Here is a 26,583-nt window from a genome sequence, read left to right as displayed (position 1 = left end):
CGGGTGGTGGTACGGGTGGAACGGGCCGCCGGGCGCCGGGGTGCCGGCGCCGGGCGGCCCGTGGCCGGCTACGGCTGGGTGACGGTGAACGTCTTGTCGCCGTAGGAGTGCTGGCGACCGCGGACCTCGTAGGTCGCGGTGGACCGCACGTCGCCCGCGGTGGCGTTCGCAGGGACCGTGACGGGGATCTTCATGTTCGCGCCCTGACCGGGGTCGAGCGCGGGCACGTCGGCCTCCGGTGCGCTCCAGCCGTCCGGCAGGTCGAGCGAGACCGTGCCGGCCGGGAGCCGCACGTCGTTCTGGCTGACGACGCGGACGGTGACGGTGGTGGTCCGCCCGGCGGGCAGGGAGGCGGGCGAGGTGACGGTGACCGGCGCGCAGACTCCGCCGAGCCACTGGAGGTCGAAGGAGGAGTAGGTGATGTGGTCGACGTTGCCCCGCTCCCACAGCAGGCCCATGCCCGGGTTGGAGCCCGTGCCGTCGCTGAGCGGGGTGAGCGTCGAGTAGGCGGCGGCGCCGGACTCGACGGTCCTGCGCACCGGCCAGGTCTGCCCGTTGTCGCAGGAGAGGCGGACGGTGAGGTTGCTGCGGCTGTTGGTCGTAGCGGTGTTGCTGAACATCAGCCACGAGGCGCGCGGGTGCGAGGCGTCCACGTTCGGCGCGAACCGCGTGACGGAGCCGTTGTTGGCCGGGTCCGGCAGCTCGGTGTCCTGCTGGAAGGGCGTGTAGGTGACGCCGCCGTCGGTGGAGTAGGCGACCGTCCGGTAGGGCCTGGAGCGGTTGTTGAGCATGACGCGGCCGTCGGACAGCTCCACGGTCTTGTTCTCGTCGCCGCCGGGACCGACGGGGGTGCCCATCCTCCAGGTGGCGCCGTGGTCGTCGCTGTAGGCGCTCACCGCGTAGTTGGCGCCGTCCTTGCGGATGGCGTACTGCTGGATCAGGCGGCTCTTGTAGGCGCCGTGGCGCAGCTGGATGCCCTCGCCGGAGGCGGCGAACATGCCGGCCCAGGAGGGGTCCTTGATGTCGGCGGTGATCCGCTCGTGCTTCCAGGTGAGGCCGTCGTCGTCGGAGTAGCTGTAGTCGGCCTGGAGGACGTCGGGGTCGCTCTCGTCGTTGCCTGTGGCCGAGCCGAAGAAGCCCTGGTTCACGGAGGCCGCGTAGAAGAGGAAGACGCGGCCGGTCTCGCGGTCGACGAGGAGGCTGGGGTCGCCGTACCCCTTGGGGGCGGCGTCCTTGCGCACGACCTGCTGGGGCTGCCAGGTGGTGCCGCCGTCGGTGCTGCGCCTGAGGACGACACCGATGTTGCCCGGCAGGTCGCCGAGGGTGGGCCGGGCGTCGTAGGCGGCGAGCAGGGTGCCCTTGGTGGTCCGGGTCAGGGCGGGGATGCGGTAGTAGGGGGAGCCGGTGCCTGCGGTGGCGAGGTCCTGCGAGGTGAGGGCGCCGGCGGCCGCGGCGGCCTTGCGGGGGGAGTCGGCCGCGTGGGCGGCGGGGACGGTGGTGCCCAGGACGACCAGGGCGGCGGTGCCGACGGCCATGGTGACTCTTCGCTGCATGAACAGGCCTCTTCTCGGGTGAGGGGTCAGGCGAGTTGGGGGTCGTGCAGTGCGGTCGGGGCGGTGGGGGCCTCGGGGCGGGGTACGGTGAGCAGCTCGCGCACCCAGGCGAGTTGTTCGCAGCGGTGGTGGCCGCCGCCGCCCTCGTGGCCGTTGAACTCGTAGACGCGCAGGTCTTTCGGGCCGCCGTAGCGGTGGTAGGCCGCGAAGCTCGTCGAGGGCGGGCAGATGTCGTCCATCATCGCGATGGAGAAGAGCGACGGGGCCGTGGCGCGGGCGGCCAGCAGGGCGGCGTCGACGTAGGACAGGGTGGCGAAGACGGTCTCGGTGCGGTCCCGGTGCAGGCGCAGGTACTCGGCGATCTCGGTGTAGGGCGGCCGGGCCGCGATCGTGGCGCCGCGCCGGATGTCGCAGAGGAAGGGGACGTCGGGCATCACCCCGGCCAGGCCCGGCACGAGCCCGGCCACCGCGAGGGCGATGCCGCCGCCCTGGCTGATTCCGGTGACGACGACCTTCCCCGGGTCGACGGCCGGATGCGCGCGGGCGGCCTCCACGAAGCGCACGGCGTCGGTGAACACCCGCCGGTAGTAGTGGTCGTGGGGGCTTTCGACGCCGCGGGTCAGGAAGCCGGGGACGGTGCCGTTCAGGGCGGCGGTGTCGGGGGTGTCGCCGCCGGCGGTGGACCAGCCCTGGCCGCGGGTGTCCATGACGAAGTGCGCGTAGCCGGCGTTGGCCCAGAGGACCTGCTCGTGCGGCAGACCGCGGCCCCGTCCGTAGCCCAGGAACTCCACCACGCAGCCGAGCGGCCCGCTCGCCCGGGCGGGCAGGTGCAGCCAGCCCCGGACTGGCTCGCCGGCGAAGCCGGGCACCGTGACGTCGTAGGTGGTCACCTCGGTCAGTCCGGTGTCCACCGGCGTGAAGCCGGGTGCGCCGCCGGCGTCCCGGGCCCCGTGGAGGGTCTGCTCCCAGAAGGCGTCGAGGTCGGCGGGCTCGTCGAGGTCGGGCCGCAGTGCCAGGCACTGGGCGAGGGTGAGGTCCGTCAGTGGCATGGAGGGGCCCCGGTGGGTGAGGCGTGCGCGCGGCGCAGCGCGGGGAACGGACGGGACCGGCCGGACCGGACCCGACGGGAGGGCGATTGCCCTCATCAAGAGCAGACGTCTGATGTCTGCTGATCGAGGACATTAGAGATCGGGACGGCGACCGTCAAGTGCCCGGGTCCGGCACCCGACAGGGAATGGGCCGTCGGCGCGCGCGAAAGAGGCGCCCCCGTTGGGGGACGCCTCCTTCACCGGTCCGCTGCCGGGTCAGCGCCGGGCGCGCGCCTCCGCGATCCGCAACCGCACCGGCGCGTAGTGCTCGGCGAGGGCCGCCGCGAACTCGACCGGGTCCCGGTCGCGCACGGCGTCCACGATGCGCTGGTGATTGGCGATGGTGGCCGCCTCGTGCTCGCGCGTGAACACGTCGAGGTGCGGCGCGACGATGACGTAGACGTCCCAGAACGCCGCGGACAGCTGACCGATGAGGTCGTTGCCGAGCGGGGCCAGGAGGAGGGTGTGGAAGGCGCGGTCCGCCTCGACGAAGCCGTGCCCCTCGCCCGCGCCGGCTCTGCGCATCTCCTCGACGTGGGCGTCGAGGCGGGCGATCTGCTCCTCGTCCAGGGACGAGACGAGCCGTTCGGCCATGCCCCGCTCGAACAGCTCGCGCACCTCGATGAGGTCGCTCATCACCTGGAAGTCGTCGTCGGGGCTGAGCAGACCGCGGAAGGTGAGGCTCTCCACCAGGGCGGACAGGCTGAGCCTGCCGACGTAGGTGCCGTGTCCGTGCCGCACCTCGACGATGTCGAGCGCGGTGAGGATCCGGATCGCCTCGCGCACGCTGGACCGGCTCGCGCCGAGCGCCTCGCACAGGGCGGGCTCGGTCGGCAAGGGATCTCCCGGGCGCAGGTCGTTGCGCAGGATGTAGGCCTTGATGCCGTCGACGACCTCCTGCCGCAACGGTTGTCGTGCCGTCTTGGGCTCCGGCTCTCTGCGCCGAATCGCCCTTTGCCCCACCGCCACCTCTTGACCCCTCTCACTTGCCCGGCTACGTTCCCACGTTATCAAGCATCAGACATCAGACGTCTGATGCACCGTCGGTGAGGCGCCGACCACACTCGCCTCCTCCACCTTGCTCGACTCTCATCTCCCGCCTGGAGGACTCCTTGTCCGCGCGCAGTGCAGCCGGCGTCGATCGCCGCACGTTCATGAGATACACCAGCGCCATCGGTGTGGCGACCGCCGTCACCACCGGCCTGACGGCCTGTGGAGGGCCGGCCTCCAGTGGAGACGGTACCGGTGACTCGGGCGGCGACGGCGGCACGATCGAGGCCGGCCTCTCCTACGCGCTGTCCACCGGCTTCGACCCGATGATCACCTCGGGCGCGACCCCGTACGCGGCCAACATGCACATCTTCGAAGGGCTGGTCGACCTCGACCCCGCCACGCTCGTGGCGCGGCCGGCGCTGGCGACCGGGATGCCCCAGAAGATCAACGCGACGACCTACCGGGCCACCCTGCGCGAGGGCGCGACCTTCCACGACGGCTCGCCGGTCACCGCGGACGACGTGGTGTTCAGCTTCGAGCGGGTCCTGGACGAGGCGAACGCCTCGCTGATGGCGCAGTTCGTCCCGTTCATCGACCGGGTCACGGCCGTCGACAGGTCGACGGTGGAGTTCAAGCTGAAGTACGCCTTCGCGCTCTTCCCCTCGCGCATATCCGTGGTGCGGATCGTGCCGAAGAAGATCGCGGGCGCCGACGCCAAGTCCTTCGACGCCCGGCCCGTGGGCTCGGGTCCGTACAAGTTCGTGTCGGCGGTCCGCGAGGACAAGATCGTCATGGAGGCGTACGACAAGTACAACGGGCCGCACCCGGCCAAGGCCAAGAAGATGATCTGGCGGCTGATGTCCGACCCGTCCGCCCGGGTCAGCGCGCTCAAGTCCGGCCGCGTGCAGGCCATCGAGGACGTGCCCTACATCGACGTCAAGGGCTTCACCGGCAAGGACAAGGTGGAGTCGGTCCAGTCCTTCGGGCTGCTCTTCCTGATGTTCAATTGCGCCGACGAGCGGTTCAAGGACAAGCGGGTGCGGCAGGCCCTGCACTACGCGCTGGACACCGAGAAGATCATCTCCACGGCGCTGCTCGGCAACGCCGAGGCCGCCACCGGTTACGTCCAGGCCACGCACCCGGACTACCGCAAGGCGGCCACCGTCTACACCCACGACGTCGCCAAGGCGAAGAAGCTGCTCGCCGAGGCGGGCGTGGGCAAGCTCTCCTTCACGCTGATGCTCACCGACACCGGCTGGGTCAAGGACGTCGCGCCGCTGATCAAGGAGAGCTGGGCCGCGGTCGGTGTCGACGCCCAGCTCGACATCCAGCAGTCCGCCGCCCAGTACGCCAAGATCGACCAGGGCGACTTCGACGCACTGGCCGCGCCGGGCGACCCGTCCGTCTTCGGCAACGACGCCGACCTGCTGCTGCGCTGGTTCTACTACGGCTTCTGGCCGGAGAACCGTTACGGCTGGAAGGGCAGCGACGCCTACAAGCGGACCAGGTCGCTGCTCGACAAGGCCGCCGCGGAGGCCGACGAGGCCAAGCGCATGGAGCTGTGGGGACAGGTGACCGACCTGGTCGCCGACGAGGCCGCCCTGTACCCGATCCTGCACCGCAAGCTGCCCACCGCCTGGCGGGAGGGGGCGCTGACCGGGTTCAAGCCGCTGCCCACCACCGGACTGTCCTTCATCGACGTCGGCCGGGGCTGACTCCGCACGCCCGGCCCGCCGGGCCGCCGCCGCGCCACCGCGGGCGGCGGCCCCCGCCCCAATCGCTAGGAACCTCACGATGGTTGCATTTCTCCGGCTCGCGCTGCGCCGCGTCGCGATGATGCCGGTGATGGTCCTCGGCATCGCGCTGCTGGTCTTCGTGGTCCTCCAGTTCTCGCCCACCGATCCCGCGTACAACGCGCTGGGCGAGTCGGCGAGCCCGGAGGCACGAGCGGCGTTCGCCGAGGCCAACGGACTCGACGACCCCCTGCCCGTGCGCTACTTCGCCTTCCTGGGCGATCTGCTGCGGGGGGACCTCGGCGTCACGATGTCGCCCAGTCAGCCCGTCACCGACCGGATCGCCACCGCGTTCCCCCTCACCCTGCAACTGACCCTGCTCGGCCTGACGCTGGCCGTCGTGCTGGCGCTGCTCTTCGGTGTGCTCAGCGCCGTCTACCGCGACCGCTGGCCGGACCAGGTCTTCCGGGTGCTGTCCATGGCCGGCATCGCGCTGCCGTCGTTCTGGATCGGTGTGCTGCTCATCCAGCAGTTCTCGCTGAACATGCCGCTCTTCCCGACCGGCGGCTACGTCAACCCGGCCGACTCCTTCTCCGGCTGGATCGAGAGCATGACGCTGCCCGCGCTCTCCCTCGCCCTGCCGGTCGCCTCGTCGCTGGCCCGCCTCATCCGCACCTCGATGGTCACCGAACTCGACCGCGACTACGTGCGCACGGCCAGGGGCAGCGGCCTGCCGCCGTTCCTGATCATCCGGTCGGTGCTGCGCAACGCCCTGGTCACCCCGCTGACCGTGCTCGGCGTCAAGGTGGGCTACATGCTCAGCGGCGCCGTCGTCATCGAGGCGATCTTCGACCTGCCCGGCATGGGCAAGCTGATCCTCGAGGGCGTCAACGGAGGCGACGTCGGACTGGTCCAGGGCACCGTGCTCACCATCGCGATCGCCTTCCTCGCGGTCAACGTCGTCGTCGACCTGCTCTACCTGCTCGTCAACCCGCGCATCAGGACGGTGTGATGTTCGCTCCACGCTCCCTCGCCGGGCGCCTCGCCCGGCCCGGCACCCGCCTGCGCCGGCTGCCCCTGCCCTCCCGGATCGCCCTCGGGATCCTCCTCGTGGTGGTGCTGGGCGCGGTCTTCGCGCCGCTGCTCACCCAGGACCCGCTCGCCACCGGCGTCCCGGCCCAGGCGCCGGGCGCCGACCACTGGTTCGGCACCGACCGGGCCGGCCGCGACGTGTTCGCCCGCGTCGTGCACGGTGCGCGCTACTCCCTGGTCATCGGCCTCGGCGCGACCCTGCTCGCCCTGGTCCTCGGCTCCGCCCTGGGTGCGCTTGCGGCCACCTCGCGCAAGCTCGCCGACGAGTCGGTGATGCGCACGCTCGACGTCGTCATGTCCTTCCCGCCGATCGCGCTGGCCGCCGTGCTCGTCGCGGTCTTCGGGCCCAGCGTCCCGGTCATCATCTTCACCATCGCCTTCGTCTACTCGCCCTCCCTGGCCCGCGTGGTGCGGGCCAACGTGCTGGAGCAGTACGGCGAGGACTACGTCGCCGCCGAGCGCGTCATCGGCGCCCGCCGCGGCTACATCGTGGCCCGGCACGTCGCGATCAACTGCGCGGCGCCGGTGCTGGTGTTCGCGACGGTCATGGTGGCCGACTCCATCATCTTCGAGGCGAGCCTGTCCTTCATCGGCGCCGGTGTGCAGGACCCGGACCCGAGCTGGGGCAGCGTGCTGGCCTACGGCCGGCAGATCCTGCTGTCGGGCGGCTGGTGGGCGACCCTCTTCCCCGGTCTGGGCGTACTGGTCACGGTGCTCGCGCTGAACGTGCTCTCCGAGGGCATGACCGACGCCGCCGCCTCGCCGGACACGTCCCGCACCGGCGGCACCGACACCGACGACAACGCCGCCGAGCTCGCGCCGGCGGTCGACGAGACCGAGGTGAACGCCGCGCTCGCCGAACTGGCGGCCCGCCTCGAGGCCATGGAGCCCGCCGTGCCGCCGGTCGCCGAGGACGCGGCCGACCTGCTGGTCGTACGCGACCTGTCGATCCGCTTCCCGGACCGCTACGGCGACACCCGCGTCGTCGACGGCATCTCGTTCACCGTCCGCGAGGGCGAGACCCTCGGCCTGGTCGGCGAGTCGGGCTGCGGCAAGTCCATCACCAGCCTCGCGATCATGGGCCTGCTGGCCCGCAACGCCGTGGCCGAGGGCGAGATCCGCTACCGGGGCCGCGACCTGCTGAAGCTGGCGCCCAAGGAGCGCCGGGCGCTGATGGGCCCGGAGATCGCCATGGTCTACCAGGACGCCATGTCGTCCCTGAACCCGTCCGTGCTGATCGGCACCCAGCTCAAGTGGCTCACCTCCCGGGGCGGCACCCGCACCCCCGCCGAGCTGCTCGAACTGGTCGGCCTCTCCCCCGAGCGCACCCTGCGCAGCTACCCGCACGAGCTGTCCGGCGGGCAGCGCCAGCGGGTCCTGATCGCGATGGCCCTGTCCCGCAGCCCGCGCCTGCTCATCGCCGACGAGCCGACCACCGCCCTCGACGTCACCGTGCAGGCCCAGGTCGTCGAGCTGCTGGTCCGGCTACGCGACGAACTCGGGTTCGCGATGGTCCTCGTCTCCCACGACCTGGCCCTGGTCGGCGACCTCGCCCACCGGGTCGCGGTCATGTACGCCGGCCAGGTCGCCGAGACGGGCGACACCCGCGCGCTGCTCACCGACCCGGCGCACCACTACAGCCGGGGGCTGCTCGGCTCGGTCGTGTCGCTGGAGTCGGGTGCCGAGCGGCTGCACCAGATCCGCGGTGTCGTGCCGGCCCCGAAGGCGTTCGGCGCCGGCTGCCGGTTCGCGTCCCGCTGCGCCGCGGCCACCGACCTGTGCGCCACCACCCCGCCGCCCGCCACCGACCGCGACGCCGGTCTCGACCACCTCTTCGCCTGCCACCACCCGGCGGCCGCGCACCGGACGCCCTCCGGCAACGGACCGGCCTCCGGGACCGGGCCGGCGAAGTCGCTGGAGAGTGCCCGATGACCGCCACCGAGGACAGCACCATGGACCCACTCGTCCGGCTCGACCGCATCCACGTACGGCACCGGGCCCGCAGCGGCGGCATCCTGCGCCGGGACGCCGTGCACGCCCTCACCGACGCCTCGTTGGAGGTCGGGCGCGGTGAGATCCTGGGACTCGTCGGCGAGTCGGGCTGCGGCAAGTCCACGCTGGCCCGCGTGGTCACGGGATTGCAGCGCCCCACCGAGGGACACGTCTATTTCCGGGGCCGGGACCTGTGGACGATGGGCGCCGCCGAGCGGCGTACCGGATTCGGGGCCTCGGTCGGCGTGGTCTTCCAGGACGCCTCCACCGCGCTGAACCCGAGGCTGCCCGTGCGCCGGATCCTGCGCGACCCGCTGGACGTGCACCAACGCGGTACGCGGGCCGAGCGCGAGGCCCGGGTGGAGGAACTCCTCGACCTGGTCGGACTGCCCGGCCACACCCTGGACGCGCTGCCGGGCCAGCTGTCCGGCGGTCAGCGCCAGCGCGTGGCCATCGCCCGTGCGCTGGCCCTGGAGCCGGAGCTGATCGTCGCCGACGAGCCCACCAGCGCCCTGGACGTGTCGGTGCGCGCTCAGATCCTCAACCTGCTGGTGGACCTGCGGGCCCGGCTCGGTCTCGGCATGGTGTTCATCTCGCACGACGTCCAGACGGTCCGGTACCTCGCGGACCGCATCGCGGTCCTGTACCTGGGCCGCGTGGTCGAGGAGGGCGGGGCCGCCGAGGTCTCCGGCGCCTCCCGGCACCCGTACACCGAGGCGCTGCTCTCCGCGACGCCGAGCCTGCTGGAGCGCCCCGACCGGATCGTGCTGCACGGCCCGGTGCCGTCGGCCACCAACCCGCCCACCGGCTGCCCGTTCCGGACCCGCTGCTGGAAGGCGGACGACGCCTGTGCCACCGCCTTCCCGGCGGCGACGGAGGGGCCCGGGGGACATCGGTGGCACTGCGTCCATCCCCAGGACAGCAGGGTTCCCGACGAAGTGGTGAGCGGAGGCTGACAGGTATCGGCCGGCCCGGGGCGGGGCATGCGTGTCTTGGCACTGCCCCGCCGGGCGCCGTGCGGCACGACGGCCGGCCGATACGAGAATGGTTCCATGAACGCACTGGATCGGCGCTCGCCCTGGGTCGGGGTGCTGGTCTGGTGCGTGGCGGTGCTGAGCCTGACCGTCCTGGCCGCTGCGGCCGTCGTCCGCAGCACGGTGCTCGACCCCCAGTTCTACGACCAGGTACTGGAGGACGAGCGCGCCTACCAGCGCTTCTACGACGAGGTGCTGGTGGACCCGGGCAGCACGCCGCTGACCAGTGACCTGCTGGAGCGGCTGCCGGTGCCGCAGTCGACCATCACCTCGAACCTCAAGGTGGTGATCCCCCCGGAGACGCTGCGGACCATGGGCGAGGGGCAGATCGCGGAGGTGGTCCACTATCTGGAGGGCGACCGCGACCGGCTGCGGATCACGGTCGACCTCGAGCCCGTCGTCGCGAACGTCGAACGGCTCAGCCAGGCGTACTTCGGTGACGCCGTCGCCGCGCTGCAGAAGCGGTCCGAACCCGACTTCCAGGCCTTCGTGCAGCGCCTGTCGGAACTGGTGGCGCGGGTGGTGGCCGGTGAGGCGCCGCTGGAGGAGCTGCCGACGCTGCCGCTCACCCACGGCCAGGCGGCCGCGGCGACGGACGCGCTGATGCGTCTGGTGCCGGACGGCGCGACGCGCGACGGCGTCAGACCGACCGTGCTGGCGGCGCTGGACCGGGGCGACGTGGCCTCGGCCCTGGCCGCGATCGCCCCGGTCGCCCTGACCGACCAGGTCCGGGACGCCGCCGAGGAGCTGCTGCGGGAGGCGAGACAGGGCACCTGGGTGGTGACCGTCGATCTCGAGCCCGGCACGGAGGCGCTGGCTCCGCTGGACCGGGCACGGGGCGTCACCCGGCTCTTCCAGGACGTGGTGGAACCGGCGGCAGCCGTGCTGTGCGCCGCCGCGCTCACGCTGCTGTGGTTCCTGACACCGTCGCCCGCCAAACGCCGGCTGATACCGCTGGGCTGGGTACCGGCCGCCGCCGCCGCCCTCATGGCGCTCACCGTGCTCCTGCTGCGGCTCACCCTGGGCGACACACTGTTCGGCACCCCGGCGTCGTGGCCACCGGCGGCCTCGGGGCTGCTCGCCGACGTGGAGGCCGCCGCGCTCGACCGGCTGCTGACCACCGCCGTCGTCGTCGCGGTGATCCTGCTGGCCGCAGGCGCCCTGCTGATCACCGTCGGCTGGGTCTGGCAGACCCGGCCCGGCGTGCCGGTCCTCACCGACCCGCGGCACGTCCCGGCGCTGACCTTCACCGTCACCGCCGTCGCCCTCGTCGGGACGATGCTGGCGCCGGTGGCGATCACCGGTTCGTCCCCGCGCATCTGCCAGGGCAGCGCCGAGCTGTGCGACGCCCGCTACGACGAGATCGCCCAGCTGGCGTCGCACAACGCGATGGCGACGACGGCGGACCGGTTCATCGGCCCTTTGCAGGACCCCGACATCGTCGGTCAGCTGGGCGCCGGATCGCGGGTCCTGCTCCTCGACACCCACCTGTGGGAGCGGCCCGAGGAGGTGGCGGAGCGGCTGAGCACCTCGGACTTCTCCCCCGCCGAGCGCCGTCGGCTGACCACGATCCTGGAACGGGTGAACCCGCCCCACTCCGGCCTGTGGCTGTGCCACTCGGTGTGCGGCGCCGGCGCCCTCGAACTGGAGCCGACACTGCGCCAGATCGGTGAGTGGCTGCGCGACAACCCCACGGAGATCGTGACGCTGGTCCTCCAGGACGGCGTGGACGCGGTGACGACGCAGGAGGCCTTCGTCCGGGCCGGCCTCTCGGAGCTGCTGTACGAGCCGGACCGGGACCCGGACCGCCCCTGGCCGAAGCTCAAGGACATGATCGACAGCGGCCGCCGGCTGGTCGTCTTCGCGGAGAAGGCGGACGGGCCCGCGCCCTGGTACCGGAACCTGTACCGGTACGCCATGGAGACGCCCTTCGCCTTCCGCAGCCCGGACGAGATGTCCTGCCTGCCCAACCGGGGCGGCTCGGACAAGCGGCTGTTCCTGCTCAACCACTTCGTCACGGCGGGCGGCGGGCTGCGCCTGGACGCCGGGGTCGTCAACTCCCGGCAGCGGGTGCTGGAACGGGCGCACACCTGTGAACGGCAGCGCGGCAGGCCGGTCAACTTCATCGCGGTGGACTACGCGACGATCGGCGACGCGCTGGGCGCGGTGAACGAACTCAACGCCGAACGGCTGGAGGAGGACGGCCCCCGCGTCCCGGTCGAGCGCTCCCCGGGCCGGCTGGAGGGCGCGGCGGAAGCCCGGCGACGCGGTGGTGTTCCGCGCCGCCGGGCGGGCGACCGCTGACCGGTCCTACTGACCGGCTCCTACTGACTGGCTCCTACTGGTTGATCTTGAACTGTGAGCCCGGTTCGATCCGTATGTCGCCCTCCGCCGAGTTGGTGATCGTGACGTCGGTCAGGGTCGCGCTGCCGCGGGCGCCGCCCATCGCGAGGATGCCGGAGCCGTTGTTCGACCTGTCGATGCGGACGTTCTCGATCTTCACGTCCGGCATCGCGCCGCCTCCCGTCTTGAACTGGATGCCGTCGTAGGTGGAGTCGAGGATCTCGGTGTCCCGGATGGTCACGCCCGGGATGTCCTGGCCCTGCGCGAAGAGGGTGATGGCGCCGAACTCCTGGTCCTCGTTCCAGAACGCGCCGCCCGTGCGGTGCAGGGCGTTGCCCGAGATGAGGGTCTGCCCGGAGAACGGCAGCGGGTCGTGGTCGGTGGCGAGCATGATGCCGGGGTAGTTCATGGTGTCGGAGACGACGTTGTTCTCGATGGTGTTGCCGTAACCCCCGTACACCGCGATGCCGTTGGCCCGCCACGGCAGCTGGATGGTGTTGTTGCGGAAGTGGTTGTCGTGGCCGATGTCCACGGACGTGTCCTTCACGTACTTGTTGGCCCAGACCGCGAGCGAGTCGTCGCCGGTGGTGCGGAAGGAGGAGTTGTAGACGGTGGAGTTGCGGGTGCCGTTGGAGAAGTTGATGCCGTCCGCGTAGGTGTCGCGGATGCGCATGCCGGTGAACTCCAGGCCGTCGGCGGGGCCCCACAGCTCCGGGATGTTCGAGTAGTCGCGGCCGACCCAGACACCGACGTTGGCGTGCTCGATCCACACGTTGCTGATCTTGGTGTTCTTGCCGAAGCGGCCGTTGAGCCCGACGCCGCCCTCCGCGTTGCCGTCGCCGCCGCGGATGGTGCCGGAGCCGAAGATGGCGAGGTCGGAGATCTGGGTGTTGTCGTCGATGTCGAAGCCGAAGTTGCCCTCGTGCGGGTGGTTGATGCCACCGGCCTCCTGCGGCGGGGTGAGGGTGTGGAGCTGGGAGTGCCACATGCCGGCGCCGCGGATCGTGACGTCGCTGATGCCGACCTGGTTGTACTGGCCGCGGTTCTGCGGGTCGTCGGTGAGGATCTTCTGTTCCTGGCGCCACTGCCCGGCGGGGATCCACACGCAGTCGATCCGGCCGTTCTGGTCGTCGGTGACGGCGCGCTGGATGGCGTCGGTGTCGTCGAGCCCGTCACCGGGGACGGCCCCGTACTCGGTGATGGAGGTGCACTCGGCGGGCTTGGTCTTGGCGGGCGCGACCTGCTCCAGGTCGATCAGGTCGATGACGTAGAAGGCGGCCGAGTCGCCGGAGTCGCGCTGGAGGCGGAACTCGGTGCCCTGCGGGAAGGTCCGGTCGAGGAGTGCGTGGGACTCGTCGAACAGGCGCCGGGCGTCGCCGCCGGGCCGGTTGGTGAGGCCCTCCGGGTCGTCGGTGCTGCCGTAGAGCCAGCTGTGCTTGGACGAGAGGTTGAGCTTCTGCACGAACTCGCCGTCGGCGTAGAGGCTGATGGTGGCCTCGGCTCCGCCGCCGCCGGGGGCGTCGGGGACGGAGTTGCGCACCACGATGGAGTTGGTGGGTGTGGTGGAGGTGAACTCGACGTACTCGCCGGTCGCGTCGAGCCGGACGGACTCGCGGCCCGAGGACTCGGTGCCGAAGTTGGTGTGCCCGAAGGTCCGGTTCGCGTCGGTGGTGAGCAGGGTGCCGTCGTAGCGGCCGTCCTCCGCCTCGTACTCGGTGTACGGCACGGCGGCGCCGCGTCCGACGACGAGGGACTTGGCGAGCACGTTGTTGTTCTCGTTGGTCTCGCTGACCCGTGCGGTGGCGTCGGCGGTGGCGGTGAGGGTGACGCCGCCACCGGTCGCCTTCCAGGTGCCGCTGATCGGCACGTTCACCGTGGCGCCGGCCGCGACCTGCCCGGTGGTGCCGTCCAGGGTGGTGGTGCCGGCCTGGATCCGGGTCACCGTGCCCGCCTCGACGGCGCTGGTGCCGCGGTTGTGCACGGCGACGGTGAAGGAGACCTCGGCGCCCACCGCCGGGTTGGCGGGGTTGGTGGTGACGGAGCGCACCTCGAGGTCGGGTCCGGGAGCCCGGTCGACGACGAGGCGGTCGGCGGCGGCGCGGCTGTTGTTGGTGTCGTCCAGTTCGGCGACGGTGTCACGCGGGTCGACGACCGCGGCGACCGCGTAGCTGCCGGCCGCGTGGGTGCCGGTGGAGACGGGCACTTCGGCGGACTCCCCGGGGTCGAGCGCGGGGACCGCGGCGCTCCCTGCGGTCGTGCCCTCGACGGTGACCTCTGCGGTGGTCGCGGCCGAGCGTGCGGTGCCGGCGTTGCGGACCGTGGCGTCGACGGTGACCTCGTCGCGCTCGTTCGGCGCGGCGGGCGACCAGTCGAGGCCGGTGACCGTGAGGTCGGGTGCGGGGGCGGCGGTGCCGAGCACCTGGAACTCGGCGACCTGGCCGCCGGGTGCGCCGGTGTTGGAGAAGAACCGGAGCCGTACGTCGGAGACGCGGCCGGTGACCGGGATGGTCACGGCGTTGTCCTGGGCCGGGCTGAAGGCGTAGTCGGCACGGTCGCGCAGCGAGGTGAAGCCGCTGTCGCCCTGGGCCCGGCCGAGCACCTGGATGCTCTGGGTGCGGGCGGACCACACCGGGTCGGGGTTGAGCTTGACGACGACACCGCTGACGTCGGCGTCGGCGCCGAGCTTCACGGTGAGGTCGGCCGGGTTTCCGGCGGCCTCCCAGTAGGTGGAGGTGGAGTCGTCGGTGGCGTTGGCGGCGACGTAGTTCTGGGTGGTCGAGGTGGCCTCGGCGGGCTTGTTGCGGGCGAGGTTGGTGCCGGTGGGCGGCGGGCCGGTGTCGACGTCGTCGCCGTACACCTCGAGTTCGGCCAGTTGGGCGGCGTTCCAGCCGGTGTTGCCGGTGATGTCGACGCGGACGTAGCGGGCCTCGGCGGGTGAGTCGAGGTCGATGGCGACGGTGCCCGCCCGCTCCGGGCCGAACGCCCGTCCGTCGGAGGCGTCGAGGGTGTGGAAGGTGGAGCCGTCGGTGCTGCCCCGCAGGGAGAGTGTCTGGGTCCGGTTCTCCCAGCCGGCGGGCAGTTTGAGGACCACGCGGTCGACGTCGCGGGCCGTGCCGAGGTCGACCTGGAGCCACTCGGGGAAGGTGCCGGCCGGTCCCTCCCAGTAGGTGGCCTGCTGTCCGTCGGTGGCGTTGCCCGCCGGGTAGGCGCCGTGCGAGCCGCCCGCCTTGGCGGGGCGGCCGAGGGCCAGGTTGACGTCGGCGGCGGCGGCGGTCACCGGCGCCGGTGCCGCCTGGGCAGTGGCGGTGAGGGGCAGCAGCCCGACCGTCATCAGCCCGGCGACGGCGGCGCCCGTGAGCGTCCGCCGGCCGAGGGATCTCCGTCTCATGGGGGTCCTCTGTTCCGTGGGGAGTCGGGGAGGGCGCGACGGTCCGGCAGTTGGGGAGAAGCACCGACTCTGCGCGCCAATTGAGCTGGACAGTCGATTCTTTGCGGAAAGTGCGTCATCAGGTTTCTAGCGCGTCATGTATTTGTCAACGGTCGTGACCAGGGCCGGAGTTGGCACGTAAACCGTTTGCGTCGCTTGCGTGGCCCTTGCGTGGCACGTGAACTGGCAACCAAGCACCCGAGCGGGTGGAGCGGGTCACCGGAAGCTCGCAACGCACGCAAGCCGTGCACGACGGAGAGCAAACAGAAGGGCCGGCCCGACACCCTGAGGTGTCGAGCCGGCCCTTGCCGGTGCGGGGTCCCCGCGAAAGGGGGACGGGGGGTCAGTCCGTGCCGGACTCCATCGCGGCGCGGTCCAGCAGCTCGTCGTCGGCGGAGACCTCGCCCCGGGAGGCGATGGCCTGCGCGCCGCCCTCGGGCATGGCACCGATCAGCCCGGTCGCGGCGGCCTGGGCGGCGCCGATGGCGGGGTTGGCGGTGCCGATGAGGCCAAGCCCCGCGTACTGCTCCAGCTTGGCGCGGGAGTCGGCGATGTCCAGGTTGCGCATGGTCAGCTGGCCGATCCGGTCCACCGGGCCGAACGCGGAGTCCTCGGTGCGCTCCATGGAGAGCTTGTCCGGGTGGTAGCTGAACGCCGGGCCCGTGGTGTCGAGGATCGAGTAGTCCTCGCCGCGCCGCAGCCGCAGCGTGACCTCGCCGGTGACCGCCGAGCCGACCCAGCGCTGCAGGGACTCGCGGATCATCAGGGACTGCGGGTCGAGCCAGCGGCCCTCGTACATCAGCCGGCCCAGGCGCCGTCCCTCGGTGTGGTACTGCGCGAGGGTGTCCTCGTTGTGGATGGCGTTGACGAGGCGCTCGTAGGCGGCGTGCAGCAGGGCCATGCCGGGCGCCTCGTAGATGCCGCGGCTCTTGGCCTCGATGATCCGGTTCTCGATCTGGTCGGACATGCCCAGACCGTGCCGGCCGCCGATGGCGTTGGCCTCCATCACCAGGTCGACGGCGGAGGCGAACTCCTTGCCGTTGATCGTCACCGGGCGGCCCTGGTCGAAGCCGATGGTCACGTCCTCGGGCGCGATCTCGACCGACGGGTCCCAGAACCGCACGCCCATGATGGGCTCCACGGTCTCCACGCCGGTGTCGAGGTGCTCCAGCGTCTTGGCCTCGTGAGTGGCGCCCCAGATGTTGGCGTCGGTGGAGTACGCCTTCTCCGTGGAGTCCCGGTAGGGCAGGTCGTGGGCGACCAGCCACTCCGACATCTCCTTGCGGCCGCCGAGCTCCGTCACGAAGTCCGCGTCCAGCCAGGGCTTGTAGATCCTGAGCTGCGGGTTGGCGAGCAGGCCGTACCGGTAGAACCGCTCGATGTCGTTGCCCTTGAACGTGGAGCCGTCGCCCCAGATCTGGACGTTGTCCTCGAGCATCGCCCGGACGAGGAGGGTGCCCGTGACGGCACGGCCCAGCGGCGTGGTGTTGAAGTAGGCACGCCCGCCCGAGCGGATGTGGAACGCCCCGCAGGTGAGCGCGGCCAGCCCCTCCTCGACCAGCGCCTCGCGGCAGTCGACCAGACGCGCGACCTCGGCGCCGTACGTCTTGGCACGGTCGGGCACCGAGGCGATGTCGGGCTCGTCGTACTGGCCGATGTCGGCGGTGTACGTGCAGGGGACCGCGCCCTTGTCACGCATCCACGCGACCGCGACCGAGGTGTCGAGGCCGCCCGAGAAGGCGATACCGACGCGCTCGCCGGTGGGGAGGGAGGTGAGGACCTTGGACATAGGAAGAGTATGCATGATTACGCATGACCATGCAAAGCCTCCCGGTCAGCGGGTGGGCATCGCCACGTACTGGTACTCCAGGAACTCCTCGATGCCGACCCGGCCGCCCTCCCGTCCGAGACCCGACTGCTTGACGCCGCCGAAGGGCGCGGCGGGGTTGGAGACCAGGCCGGTGTTGAGCCCGACCATGCCCACCTCCAGGCGTTCGCTGACCCGCAGGGCGCGGTCCAGGCCCTCGGTGAAGACGTAGCCGACGAGCCCCCAGGGGGTGTCGTTGGCCCGGCGGACCACCTCGTCCTCGTCGTCGAAGGCGAGGATCGCGGCGACCGGGCCGAAGATCTCCGTCGCCATCAGGCGGCTGTCCGGGGAGACGTCGGTGAGCACCGTGGGCGGGTAGAAGCAGCCGGGGCCGTCCGGCGTGGTGCCGCCGACCAGTACCCGGGCGCCGCGCTCCACCGCGTCGGCGACCAGTTCCTCGACCTTGGCGCGCCCCGCGGCGTCGATGAGCGGGCCGACGTCCACGCCGTCACCGGTACCGGGGCCCACGACCAGTGCCTCCATCCGCCGGGCCAGCCGGCCGGCGAACTCCTCAGCCACCGAGCGGTGCACGAAGAAGCGGTTCGCGGCGGTGCACGCCTCGCCCATGTTGCGCATCTTGGCGACCATCGCGCCGTCCACGGCGGCGTCGAGGTCCGCGTCGTCGAAGACGACGAACGGCGCGTTGCCGCCCAGCTCCATCGAGGTCCGCACGACGGTGTCCGCGCACTGCGCGAGGAGCAGTCGCCCGACGGCCGTCGAACCGGTGAAGGACAGCTTGCGGATGCGCCCGCCGCGCAGGAGCGGTTCGCACACCTCCCCCGCCCTCGACGTGGTGACGACGTTCAGCACTCCGTCCGGCAGCCCCGCCTGCTTGAGGATCGCGGCGAGGGCCAGGCTGGAGAGCGGGGTCTGCGGGGCCGGCTTGAGCACCATCGTGCAGCCGGCCGCGATCGCGGGGCCGATCTTGCGGGTGCCCATGGCGAGCGGGAAGTTCCACGGGGTGATCAGCAGACAGGGGCCGACCGGGCGCCGGGAGAGCAGCATGCGGTTGCGGCCGTCGGGGAGGACTCCGTGGCCGCCGTCGATCCGTACGGCCTCCTCCGAGAACCAGCGGAAGAACTCGGCGGCGTACGCCACCTCGCCCCGGGCCTCGGCCAGCGGCTTGCCCATCTCGGAGGTCATCAGGCGGGCCAGTTCGTCCGTGCGCTCCAGGATGATCTCGTAGGCCCGGCGCAGGATCTCGCTGCGCGCCCTCGGTGCCGTACGGGCCCACTCCTGCTGCGCCTGGACCGCCGCCTCCTCGGCGAGCCGGGCGTCCTTGGGGCCCGCGTCGGCGACGTGGGCGAGGATCTCGCCGGTCGCGGGGTCGTCCACGGGCATGACGGCGCCGTCCGCGGCGTCCACCCAGGCACCGCCGAGGAACAGCTGTGTGGGGGTGTCGGTCATGGGGTCCCTCCTGATCGCGGGTGCGCGGGCCGTGCGGGGCGGCTTGTGGGCCGGTTCGCGGGGCGGCACGTGAGCCGGTTCGCGGGGCGGGTCGTGGGGCGGCCGGTGGTGCGGTGCGCGGCGGCCGTCATCGTCCCGCCGCCTCCGACGTACCGGCCTCGACGGCGGCGGCCCAGGCCCTCAGTCCCTCGTCCACGGCGCTCTCGTCGATCACCAGGGCCGGGATCATCCGCACCACCTGGTTCCAGGCGCCGCAGAGCAGCAGGAGCAGTCCTTCGTCGACGGCGGCCCGCTGCACCCGGGCCGCGGTCTCCGGGTCCGGCTCTCCGTCCGCGGTGACGAACTCGCTGGCCAGCATCAGACCCATGCCCCGTACGTCGCCCACGGCCGGGGTGCGGGACGCCACCGCCTCCAGGCCGTGGCGGAGCCGGGCACCCATCGTCTCCGCGTTCTCGACGAGCTTCTCGTCGCGTACGACGTCCAGCGTGGCGCAGGCCGCCGCGCACGCGACCGCGTTGGCGCCGTAGGTCCCGCCCTGCGAGCCGGCCCAGGCCTTGCGCATCAGCTCCTCGGGCGCGGCGATGCCGGACAGCGGGAAGCCGCTGGCCAGTCCCTTGGCGGTGACGAGGATGTCGGGGGTGACGCCGAAGTGCTCGTGCCCCCAGAACCGGCCGGTGCGGCCCACACCGGTCTGCACCTCGTCGAGGATCAGCAGGAACCCGTGCCGGTCGGCGCGCTCGCGCAGGCCCTCGACGAAGGCGCGGTTCGCGGGCACGTACCCGCCCTCGCCGAGGACCGGTTCGACGATGACGGCGGCGGTGTCGGCGGGCGAGGAGATCGTCTGGAGGGTGTAGTCCAGCTCCTTGAGGGCGAAGCGGGTGGCCGTCTCCTCGTCCCAGCCGTAGCGGTGGGCCGTCGGGAAGGGGGTGACGACCACGCCGCTCATCAGCGGCGAGAATCCTGACCTGAAGCGGGTGCCGGAGGTGGTCATGGAGGCGGCGGCCACCGTGCGGCCGTGGAAGCCCCCGTGGCAGACCAGCACGTTGGGCCGGCCGGTGGCCTGGCGGGCCAGGCGCAGCGCGGCCTCGACCGCCTCGCTGCCGGAGTTGGTGAAGAACAGACTGTCCAAACCGTCCGGCAGCACCTCGCCGAGCTTGTCGACCAGGCGGCGCAGCGGCGGGTGCATGACGGTCGTGTACTGGCCGTGGACCAGGGTCGCGACCTGCTCCTGGGCGGCGGCCACCACCCTGGGGTGGCAGTGGCCGGTGCTGGTGACGCCGATGCCGGCGGTGAAGTCCAGATAGCGGCGGCCGTCCTCGCCCTCGATGTGCACCCCCTCGCCCCGGACCGCCACCACGGGGGTGGCCTGGCGAAGGTGCGGCGACAGTGCGGTCATGCTCGTCTCCCGGCCTGCTCGTCGGTCTTCTGCGGTCCCCCGAGCCTTCCCGCCCCGGCGGGCGCGGCAACGCCTGATCTGTCCGGCCGGGGCGGCGTGTCCGGACGATGTGTCAGGCGTTCGGCGTAACGTGAGGACACAGGGAGGCACCGTGAGCGAGAACCGGCAGCCGGGCCCGGCGGGCCGTTCGCCCTCCGTGGCCGACGTGCTGGCGCTGCCCGTCCTGGCCGGGGGCGATCCGCGGGTGGTCGCCGGCGAGGAGCACGTGGACCGTCCGGTCCGCTGGGTCCACATCACCGAACTGACGGACCCCGCCTCCTTCCTCAAGGGCGGCGAACTCGTCCTCACCACCGGCATGCCCCTGCCCGAGGACGCCGCCGGTGTCCGCCGCTACGTCGACGAACTCGCCGCCGTCGGTGCCGCCGCCCTCGTCATCGAGCTGGTCCGCCGCTACCACCGGCCGCCCGACGCCCTGGTCCGGGCCTGCCGTGCGCGGGGACTGCCCCTCGTCACGCTCGCCAGGGACGTCAACTTCCTGGAGGTCACCCAGGTGGTCCACACCCTGATCCTCGGCCACCAGGCGGAGGCGATGCGCAGGACCCAGGGCGTCCACGAGGCGTTCACCGCCCTCACCCTGCGCGGCGCCGGGCCCGAGGACGTGCTGCGTGCGGCGGCCGGGATGAGCGGACGCACGGTCGTCCTGGAGAACCTGGTCCACCGGGCGCTGGTCTGCGAGCCCTCCGGAGGCACGGCGCGGGCCGCGCTCACGGACTGGGAACGGCGTTCACGCACCACGCCGGCCACCGACCGCGCGGAGGTCACGGGTCCCGAGGGCTGGCTCACGGCTTCGGTGGAGTACCAGGGGGAGCGGTGGGGCCGGGTGGTCATGCTCCCCGTCGTGCCGCCCGCCGTGCCGCCGGGCCCGGGTTTCGGACCCGAGGACGTCACGGTGCTGGAGCGGACCGCGATGGCACTCACCATCGCCCGTCTCACCCGCCCCACGCCCTGGGAACGCACCGCCCACCGCAACGTCCTGCGCGACCTGGTCGAGCAGCGGCACCGCTCTCCCGGGGACGCGCGGGCCCGGGTCGCGGCCCTCGGGCTGCCCGCGGACGACGCCCGCTTCGTCGCCGTCCTGGCGGACCTGCCCGCCCAGGAGGACGCCGGGGCGGCGGAAGTCCGGCTCGCCGAGGAGCTGGGCGCGACGGGAACGCAGGTGCTCGTCGGTCTCCTGTCCCCCGCCCGGCTCGGAGTACTGCTGGCGCTGCGCCCGTCCCGGCCGTGGCGCCAGGCCGTCGAGCGGCTCGGCCGCACCGTCCTGGACACGGCCCCGGGCGCGACGGTGTGCGTCGGCTCGCCGGCCCGCGACCTCGCCGACGTGGCCCGCTCGTTCCGCGAGGCGGTCCGGGTGGCCGAGGCCACCGAACCCGGCCTGCCGCTGCCGTCCGGCCGCTCCTTCCACGAGCGGGCCGACATCGGCCTGCGCCGGCTGCTGTTCGCGCTGCGCGACGACCTCCGCGTCCAGGACTACGCGGAGCGGCAGCTGGGCCCGCTCCTCGACCACGACGCCCGGCACGGCACCGATCTCGTCACGACCCTGCGGGGCTACCTGGACGCCGCGGGCAACAAGACGGTCGCCGCCCGCTCGTCGGGGCTTTCCCGGGAGACCGTCTACCAACGGCTGCGCACCATCGAGCGGCTGCTCGGCCGCGACCTCGAGTCCGGCGAGCAGCGCACCGAACTCCACGTGGCCCTGCACGCCGTCGACGCGCTGCGGGCGCGCCCGCACCCCGGAGGCCGCGACCGATGAGTTTTCCGCCGCCCACCGGTCGTAAGGGCGGACCGACCGCACACGAACTCGTTGAGGAACCCCGCATGCGTACTCTGATCAGCACCGCCTTCGTCTCGCTCGACGGGGTCGTGGAGGCCCCGGGCGGCGAGCCCGGCTACCGGAACTCCGGGTGGACCTTCAAGCTCGTGGACTTCCTCCCCGAGGCGTACGAGATCAAGGGCCGGGAGCAGGAGGAGGCCGCGGCGCTGCTCCTGGGCCGGGTCAGCTACGAGGCGTTCAGCCCGGTGTGGCCGGACATGGAGGAGTTCCCCGGGTACCGGACGATGCCGAAGTACGTCGTCTCCACCACGCTCACCGAGGACGACCTGGTCACCAACTGGGGCGAGACGACGATCCTGCGTTCGCTCGACGAGGTCGCGGCACTGAAGGAGACCGAGGGCGGCCCGGTCATCGTCCACGGCAGCGCGGCCCTGAACCGGAGCCTGTCGGACGCCGGTCTGATCGACCGCTACCACCTGCTGGTCTTCCCGCTCCTGCTCGGCGCGGGCAAGCGGCTGTTCAGCGACGCGGACCGGGACGCGCAGAGGCTGAGGCTCGTCGAGCACGAGGTGTACGCCAACGGCATCCAGAAGAACGTCTTCGACGTCGTGCGCTGAGCCGGCGGCGAGCGGTGGTGCGGCGTCCACCGCTCGCCGCCGGTGGCGGCTCAGGCGCCCTCGACGGCCTCCTGGGCGAACCCGGCGTGCAGCCGCCGCGTGTGGTCCACCTGCCGCTCCGGTCCGGTGAGCGCGACCGTGGCGGTGAGCCGCGGCTCGGTGCTGGACGCGGCGAACCGCAGCTCCAGGTCGCCCGGTTCGACGACGCGGCGGCCGTCGCGGCCGGTGAAGGAGGCGAGGTCGGCCGGGACCTCGACGCGCACCCTGCGGGCCTCGCCGGGGGCCAGCGGCACCCGCGTGTAGCCGACGAGGCGCTGCACCGGCTGGACGACGGAGGCGACCGGGTCGTGCAGGTAGAGCTGCACCACCTCGGTGCCGTGCCGCTCGCCGGTGTTGCGGACGGTGAGCTCCAGCGAGAACGTGCCGTCGGTCGGCGCCTCCTTGGTGTGCGCCACGAGATCGCTCCAGGCGAACGAGGTGTACGTGAGCCCGTGCCCGAAACCGAAGGCCGGTGTCGGGTCGATGTTGGACACCTCGCTGGCCTGGGCGAGCCGCGCCCCGAGGTAGGTGGTCGGCTGGGCACCCGGGCTGCCGGGCACGCTGACGGGCAGCCTGCCGGTGGGGCTGGTGCGTCCGCTGAGCACGCCCGCGAGCGCCGCGGTGCCCTCCTCGCCGGGGAAGAACGACTGCACGATCGCGGCGGACTCGGCCACGGCGCGGCCGAGCGCGTAGGGCCGTCCGGCGAGCAGGACGGTGACCACCGGCTTCCCGGAGTCGAGCAGCGCGTCGAGGAGCTGCTGCTGCGCGCCGGGCAGCGTGAGGGACTCGGCGTCGCAGCCCTCGCCGCTGGTGCCGCGGCCGAACAGACCCGCGCGGTCGCCGAGCACGGCGACGACGACGTCCGCCTCGCGGGCCGCGTCCACCGCCTCGCCGATGCCGGACAGGTCGCCGTCGTCGACGCCGGTGCCGCGGGCGACGGTGATGTCCGCGTCGGGGAACTCGGCGGTCAGGGTGTCGCGCAGGGTGGGCAGGTCGATGCCGACCGGAATCTCCGGGTGCCGCACCCCGACGTGCCGCGGGAAGGAGTAGCAGCCCAGTACGGCGGTCGCCTCGGTGGCGTTGGGGCCGACCAGGGCGATGCGGCGGGGCCGGGCGAGCGGCAGGACGCCGTCGTTGGTGAGCAGCACGACCGCCTTCTCGGCGATCTCGCGGGCCAGTTCCCGGTTCTCGGGCCGGTCCAGGTCGATCCGGCCGCGCAGCGCCTCCGGGTCGGAGAGGTCCGCCCCGTCGAGCGCGGGCGGGACCGGGCTCCAGTCCGGGTCGAGCAGTCCGAGCTCCGCCTTCTGGCCGAGGACCCGGCGCAGCGCCCGGTCGATGAGCGCCTCGGGGACCCGGCCCTCGGTGACCGCCTCGGCGAGCGGCGCGCCGAAGGTCTTCACGGTGGGCAGTTCGACGTCGACGCCCGCGTGCAGGGCGGCGCCCGCGGCATCCGCCCAGTCGGCGGCGATGCCGTGCAGGGTCTTGAGGAAGGCGATGCCGAAGTAGTCGGCGACGACGGTTCCCTCGAAGCCCCAGGTGTCGCGGAGCAGACCGGTCAGCAGCGTCTCGTCGGCCGCGGCCGGCACACCGTCGATGTCGGTGTAGGCGTGCATGACGGAGCGGGTGGCGCCCTCGCGGACGGCCATCTCGAACGGCGGCAGCAGGACGTCGGCGCGTTCGCGGGCGCCCACGGACGACGGGGCGAGGTTGCGGCCGGCGCGGGAGGCGGAGTAGCCGACGAAGTGCTTGAGGGTGGCGACGATCCCGGCGGACTCCAGGCCCCGCACGTAGGCGGTGCCGATGGTGCCGACGAGGTAGGGGTCCTCTCCGATGGTCTCCTCGACCCGGCCCCAGCGGGCGTCGCGGACCACGTCGAGGACGGGGGCGAGTCCCTGGTGGACGCCGACGGAGCGCATGTCGCGTCCGATGGCGGCGGCCATCCGGCGCACCGCGTCCGGGTCGAAGGTGGCGCCCCAGGACAGGGGGACGGGGTAGGCGGTGGCGCCCCAGGCGGCGAAGCCCGCCAGGCACTCGTCGTGCGCGAGAGCGGGGATGCCGAACCGGTTGGCCGACGTGATGCGGGCCTGGCTGCGCATGAGCGACAGGGCACCCAGCGCGGGGTCGACGGGGACCGTGCCGAACGGGCGGGTCAGCTGGCCCAGTCCGGTGGGGAGCAGCGCCTCGAGGTCGACGGCCTCCTCCATGTCGTGCTGATGCGGGGCGACTTCGCCGCCCTGGTCGGAGGCGCCCACCCACACTCCGTACAGCTGGGCGATCTTCTCCTCGAGGGTCATCGCTGCGACGAGCGCGTCGACTCTGGTGGCGACGGGGTGGTTGGGGTCGTTCCAGAGGGGGATTTCGGGGGTGGTCTCTACGGCCACGTCGGCAGTCACTTTCCTCCGACGCCCATCAGCCCCTGGACCAGGGCACGACGGGCGAACAGGTAGACGAGCAGGATGGGCACCATGGACAGCACCACGGCTCCCAGCAGACCGGGGATGTCGATGCCGTGCGCGGTCTGGAAGTTGTACAGACCCAGGGTGACCACCTTGGTGGACTCGGACTGGGTCAGCACCAGCGGGAACAGGAAGCCGTTCCACGCCTGGAGTGCGGAGAACACCACGATCGTGGAGAGCCCTCCGCGGGACAGCGGCACGACGAGCTGGAAGAACATGCGCCGCGGGCTGGCGCCGTCCATGGCCATGGCCTCGTACAGCTCCGGGGAGATGTCGCGCATGGCGCCGCTGAGGATCAGCGCGGACATCGGCAGGCAGAACGCGGCCGTGGGCAGGATGACGCCGAGCAGGTTGTCGTACAGCCCTGCTTCGCTGATCAGGTAGAACATCGGCACGATCACGGCCTGGGCCGGGATGGCGAGGCCGAGCAGGAACAGCCGGAAGATCGCCGACGTGGCCCGGCCGCGGCTGCGGACGATGGCGTAGGCGAGCGGCGGGACCAGCAGCAGCACGATGCCGATCACGCAGGCGGTGACGACGAGCGTGTTGAAGAAGTACTGGCCGAAGCCCGAGTCGAAGGCGCCGGTGAAGTTGTCCAGCGTGAAGCTGTCCGGGAGCGAGACCGGGCCGTTCTCGGCGTAGTCCTGGCGGGTGCGCAGGGTCGCGGCGAGCAGCACGAACAGCGGCAGTCCGACCACGAAGAGCCAGACGAGTGAGCCGGCGCCGGCCAGGTAGTTGGGTCGGCGCCTCATGACACACCCTCCATGGAGCTGCGCATCTTGTCGTAGCCGGAGACCCGGACGACGATCAGCGAGATGATCGTGGCCGCCACGACCAGGGCCAGGGCGATCGCGGAACCGGTGCCGTAGTCGAAGCTCTTGAAGGCCTTGTCGTACATGTAGTAGGCGCTGATGGTGGTGTCGGTGCCGGGGCCGCCCTGGGTCAGGATGAGGACGGTCTCGAACGTGGTCAGGCCGCCGACGATCATCAGGATCATCGAGGTGATCATGGAGGTGCGCAGCTGCGGCAGGGTGATGTGGAAGAGCTGCCGGTAGCGGCCCGCTCCGTCGATCTCCGCCGCCTGGTACAGCACCGGCGGGACCGCGCGGGCGGCGCCCTGGTAGATCAGCGTGTGGAACGGGGTGAACTGCCAGGTGCTGACGAAGGCCAGCACTCCGATGGCGGTGGTCTGTTCACCGAACAGGTTGCCGTCGCCGAAGAGCCAGGTCGCCTCCGCCGGGATGCCGAAGTTCGGGTCGAGCAGCGCCCGCCAGAGCACGGACACGGCCGTCGCGGACAGCAGCAGCGGAATGAAGTAGATGACGGACAGGACGGCGCGGTTGCGCTGGTGACCGGCGGCCCAGACGCCGAGCAGGATGCTCAGCGGGGTCTGGAGGACCACGCCGAGCGCGGTCAGCAGCAGGGTCAGCCAGATGCTCTTGAGCATCACCGGGTCGTCGATCAGGCGCGACCAGTTGTCGGTGCCGACGAACTCGGGCGGGCTGATCCCGTCCCAGCTCATGAAGGACAGCACCGCCACCATGATCAGCGGGACGATCGCGAAGAGGAAGAAGAACACTGCGGCGGGCACCGCCCAGCCGAAGCCGGGGCGGCCCACCGTCGTCGCGGACGAGGCGGGCGGCCGCCGCCGGGACTCCTTGCGGGGTCCGGCGGCGGGCCGTGCGCTCGTGAGGTGTGTGGTCATGAGCCGTTCG

The 26,583-nt window shown here is 72.1% G+C and carries 17 protein-coding genes; 7 read left to right on the top strand and 10 right to left on the bottom strand.

Features of this window, described 5'->3' with window-relative positions; translation table 11 throughout:
- Positions 1-68 precede the first annotated feature (68 nt).
- From Sco07f_RS13570 to Sco07f_RS13560, 3 genes are all read right to left on the bottom strand, one after another.
- Positions 69-1,553, bottom strand: coding sequence for an exo-alpha-sialidase (locus tag Sco07f_RS13570; protein ID WP_108987977.1), 1,485 nt, complete (start codon positions 1,551-1,553; stop codon positions 69-71).
- Positions 1,554-1,579: 26 nt separating this feature from the next.
- The gene (locus Sco07f_RS13565; protein WP_108987976.1) at positions 1,580-2,602 is read right to left on the bottom strand and encodes an acetylxylan esterase; all 1,023 of its coding nucleotides are present in this window, start codon (positions 2,600-2,602) and stop codon (positions 1,580-1,582) included.
- Positions 2,603-2,857: 255 nt separating this feature from the next.
- Positions 2,858-3,610, bottom strand: a complete 753-nt coding sequence (locus Sco07f_RS13560) for a FadR/GntR family transcriptional regulator (RefSeq protein ID WP_007388094.1) — start codon at positions 3,608-3,610, stop codon at positions 2,858-2,860.
- Between the two features lie 185 nt (positions 3,611-3,795).
- Here Sco07f_RS13560 and Sco07f_RS13555 point away from each other — a divergent pair, with 185 nt between their 5' ends.
- The 5 genes from Sco07f_RS13555 to Sco07f_RS13530 all read left to right on the top strand — a co-directional run bounded on the left by Sco07f_RS13555 (position 3,796) and on the right by Sco07f_RS13530 (position 11,789).
- Positions 3,796-5,349 carry an ABC transporter substrate-binding protein gene (locus tag Sco07f_RS13555; RefSeq protein WP_108988104.1) on the top strand — a complete coding sequence of 518 codons (1,554 nt, stop codon included), beginning with the start codon at positions 3,796-3,798 and terminating at the stop codon, positions 5,347-5,349.
- Positions 5,350-5,428: 79 nt separating this feature from the next.
- Positions 5,429-6,379 carry an ABC transporter permease gene (locus Sco07f_RS13550; protein ID WP_007388081.1) on the top strand — a complete coding sequence of 317 codons (951 nt, stop codon included), beginning with the start codon at positions 5,429-5,431 and terminating at the stop codon, positions 6,377-6,379.
- Positions 6,379-8,391 (top strand): dipeptide/oligopeptide/nickel ABC transporter permease/ATP-binding protein, encoded by a 2,013-nt coding sequence (locus Sco07f_RS13545; RefSeq protein ID WP_108987975.1) that lies wholly within the window; start codon positions 6,379-6,381, stop codon positions 8,389-8,391. Before Sco07f_RS13550 ends, Sco07f_RS13545 begins: the two co-directional genes overlap by 1 nt.
- Positions 8,388-9,407: an oligopeptide/dipeptide ABC transporter ATP-binding protein gene (locus Sco07f_RS13540; RefSeq protein WP_107417681.1), complete on the top strand. Its 1,020-nt coding sequence runs from the start codon at positions 8,388-8,390 to the stop codon at positions 9,405-9,407. The genes Sco07f_RS13545 and Sco07f_RS13540 overlap by 4 nt, the downstream gene beginning before the upstream one ends.
- A 96-nt stretch (positions 9,408-9,503) precedes the next feature.
- Positions 9,504-11,789, top strand: coding sequence for a PI-PLC domain-containing protein (locus Sco07f_RS13530; RefSeq protein ID WP_087792221.1), 2,286 nt, complete (start codon positions 9,504-9,506; stop codon positions 11,787-11,789).
- Positions 11,790-11,823: 34 nt separating this feature from the next.
- On the opposite strand, the gene Sco07f_RS13525 is transcribed toward Sco07f_RS13530, so the two are convergent.
- The 4 genes from Sco07f_RS13525 to Sco07f_RS13510 all read right to left on the bottom strand — a co-directional run bounded on the left by Sco07f_RS13525 (position 11,824) and on the right by Sco07f_RS13510 (position 19,925).
- Complete coding sequence (locus Sco07f_RS13525) at positions 11,824-15,216, bottom strand: CARDB domain-containing protein (RefSeq protein WP_108987974.1); 3,393 nt, start codon at positions 15,214-15,216, stop codon at positions 11,824-11,826.
- Between the two features lie 382 nt (positions 15,217-15,598).
- Positions 15,599-17,044 carry an argininosuccinate synthase gene (gene argG, locus Sco07f_RS13520; protein ID WP_108987973.1) on the bottom strand — a complete coding sequence of 482 codons (1,446 nt, stop codon included), beginning with the start codon at positions 17,042-17,044 and terminating at the stop codon, positions 15,599-15,601.
- Between the two features lie 45 nt (positions 17,045-17,089).
- A complete protein-coding gene (locus Sco07f_RS13515) occupies positions 17,090-18,529 on the bottom strand; it encodes an NAD-dependent succinate-semialdehyde dehydrogenase (RefSeq protein WP_108987972.1) in 1,440 nt (479 codons plus the stop codon).
- A 127-nt stretch (positions 18,530-18,656) separates the two neighbouring features.
- Positions 18,657-19,925, bottom strand: a complete 1,269-nt coding sequence (locus Sco07f_RS13510; RefSeq protein ID WP_087792218.1) for an aspartate aminotransferase family protein — start codon at positions 19,923-19,925, stop codon at positions 18,657-18,659.
- A gap of 151 nt (positions 19,926-20,076) precedes the next feature.
- On the opposite strand from Sco07f_RS13510, the gene Sco07f_RS13505 reads away from it, so the two are divergent.
- Both Sco07f_RS13505 and Sco07f_RS13500 read left to right on the top strand, forming a co-directional pair.
- Positions 20,077-21,735 carry a PucR family transcriptional regulator gene (locus tag Sco07f_RS13505; RefSeq protein WP_167468084.1) on the top strand — a complete coding sequence of 553 codons (1,659 nt, stop codon included), beginning with the start codon at positions 20,077-20,079 and terminating at the stop codon, positions 21,733-21,735.
- A gap of 65 nt (positions 21,736-21,800) precedes the next feature.
- Positions 21,801-22,373: a dihydrofolate reductase family protein gene (locus Sco07f_RS13500; protein WP_042822006.1), complete on the top strand. Its 573-nt coding sequence runs from the start codon at positions 21,801-21,803 to the stop codon at positions 22,371-22,373.
- A 50-nt stretch (positions 22,374-22,423) separates the two neighbouring features.
- On the opposite strand, the gene Sco07f_RS13495 is transcribed toward Sco07f_RS13500, so the two are convergent.
- Genes Sco07f_RS13495 through Sco07f_RS13485 form a run of 3 tightly spaced genes read right to left on the bottom strand, consistent with a single transcriptional unit; the run spans position 22,424 to position 26,573 of the window.
- Positions 22,424-24,805, bottom strand: a complete 2,382-nt coding sequence (locus Sco07f_RS13495; protein WP_007388089.1) for a beta-xylosidase/alpha-l-arabinosidase — start codon at positions 24,803-24,805, stop codon at positions 22,424-22,426.
- The gene (locus tag Sco07f_RS13490) at positions 24,802-25,620 is read right to left on the bottom strand and encodes a carbohydrate ABC transporter permease (RefSeq protein ID WP_007388088.1); all 819 of its coding nucleotides are present in this window, start codon (positions 25,618-25,620) and stop codon (positions 24,802-24,804) included. Before Sco07f_RS13490 ends, Sco07f_RS13495 begins: the two co-directional genes overlap by 4 nt.
- Complete coding sequence (locus tag Sco07f_RS13485; protein WP_108987970.1) at positions 25,617-26,573, bottom strand: carbohydrate ABC transporter permease; 957 nt, start codon at positions 26,571-26,573, stop codon at positions 25,617-25,619. Before Sco07f_RS13485 ends, Sco07f_RS13490 begins: the two co-directional genes overlap by 4 nt.
- Positions 26,574-26,583 lie beyond the last annotated feature (10 nt).

The sequence above is a fragment of the Streptomyces coelicoflavus genome, from assembly GCF_003112555.1.
GTDB classification, from domain to species: domain Bacteria; phylum Actinomycetota; class Actinomycetes; order Streptomycetales; family Streptomycetaceae; genus Streptomyces; species Streptomyces coelicoflavus.
The sequence above is the reverse complement of the archived record's forward strand: the minus strand, read 5'-3'. Positions and strand labels throughout refer to the sequence as shown.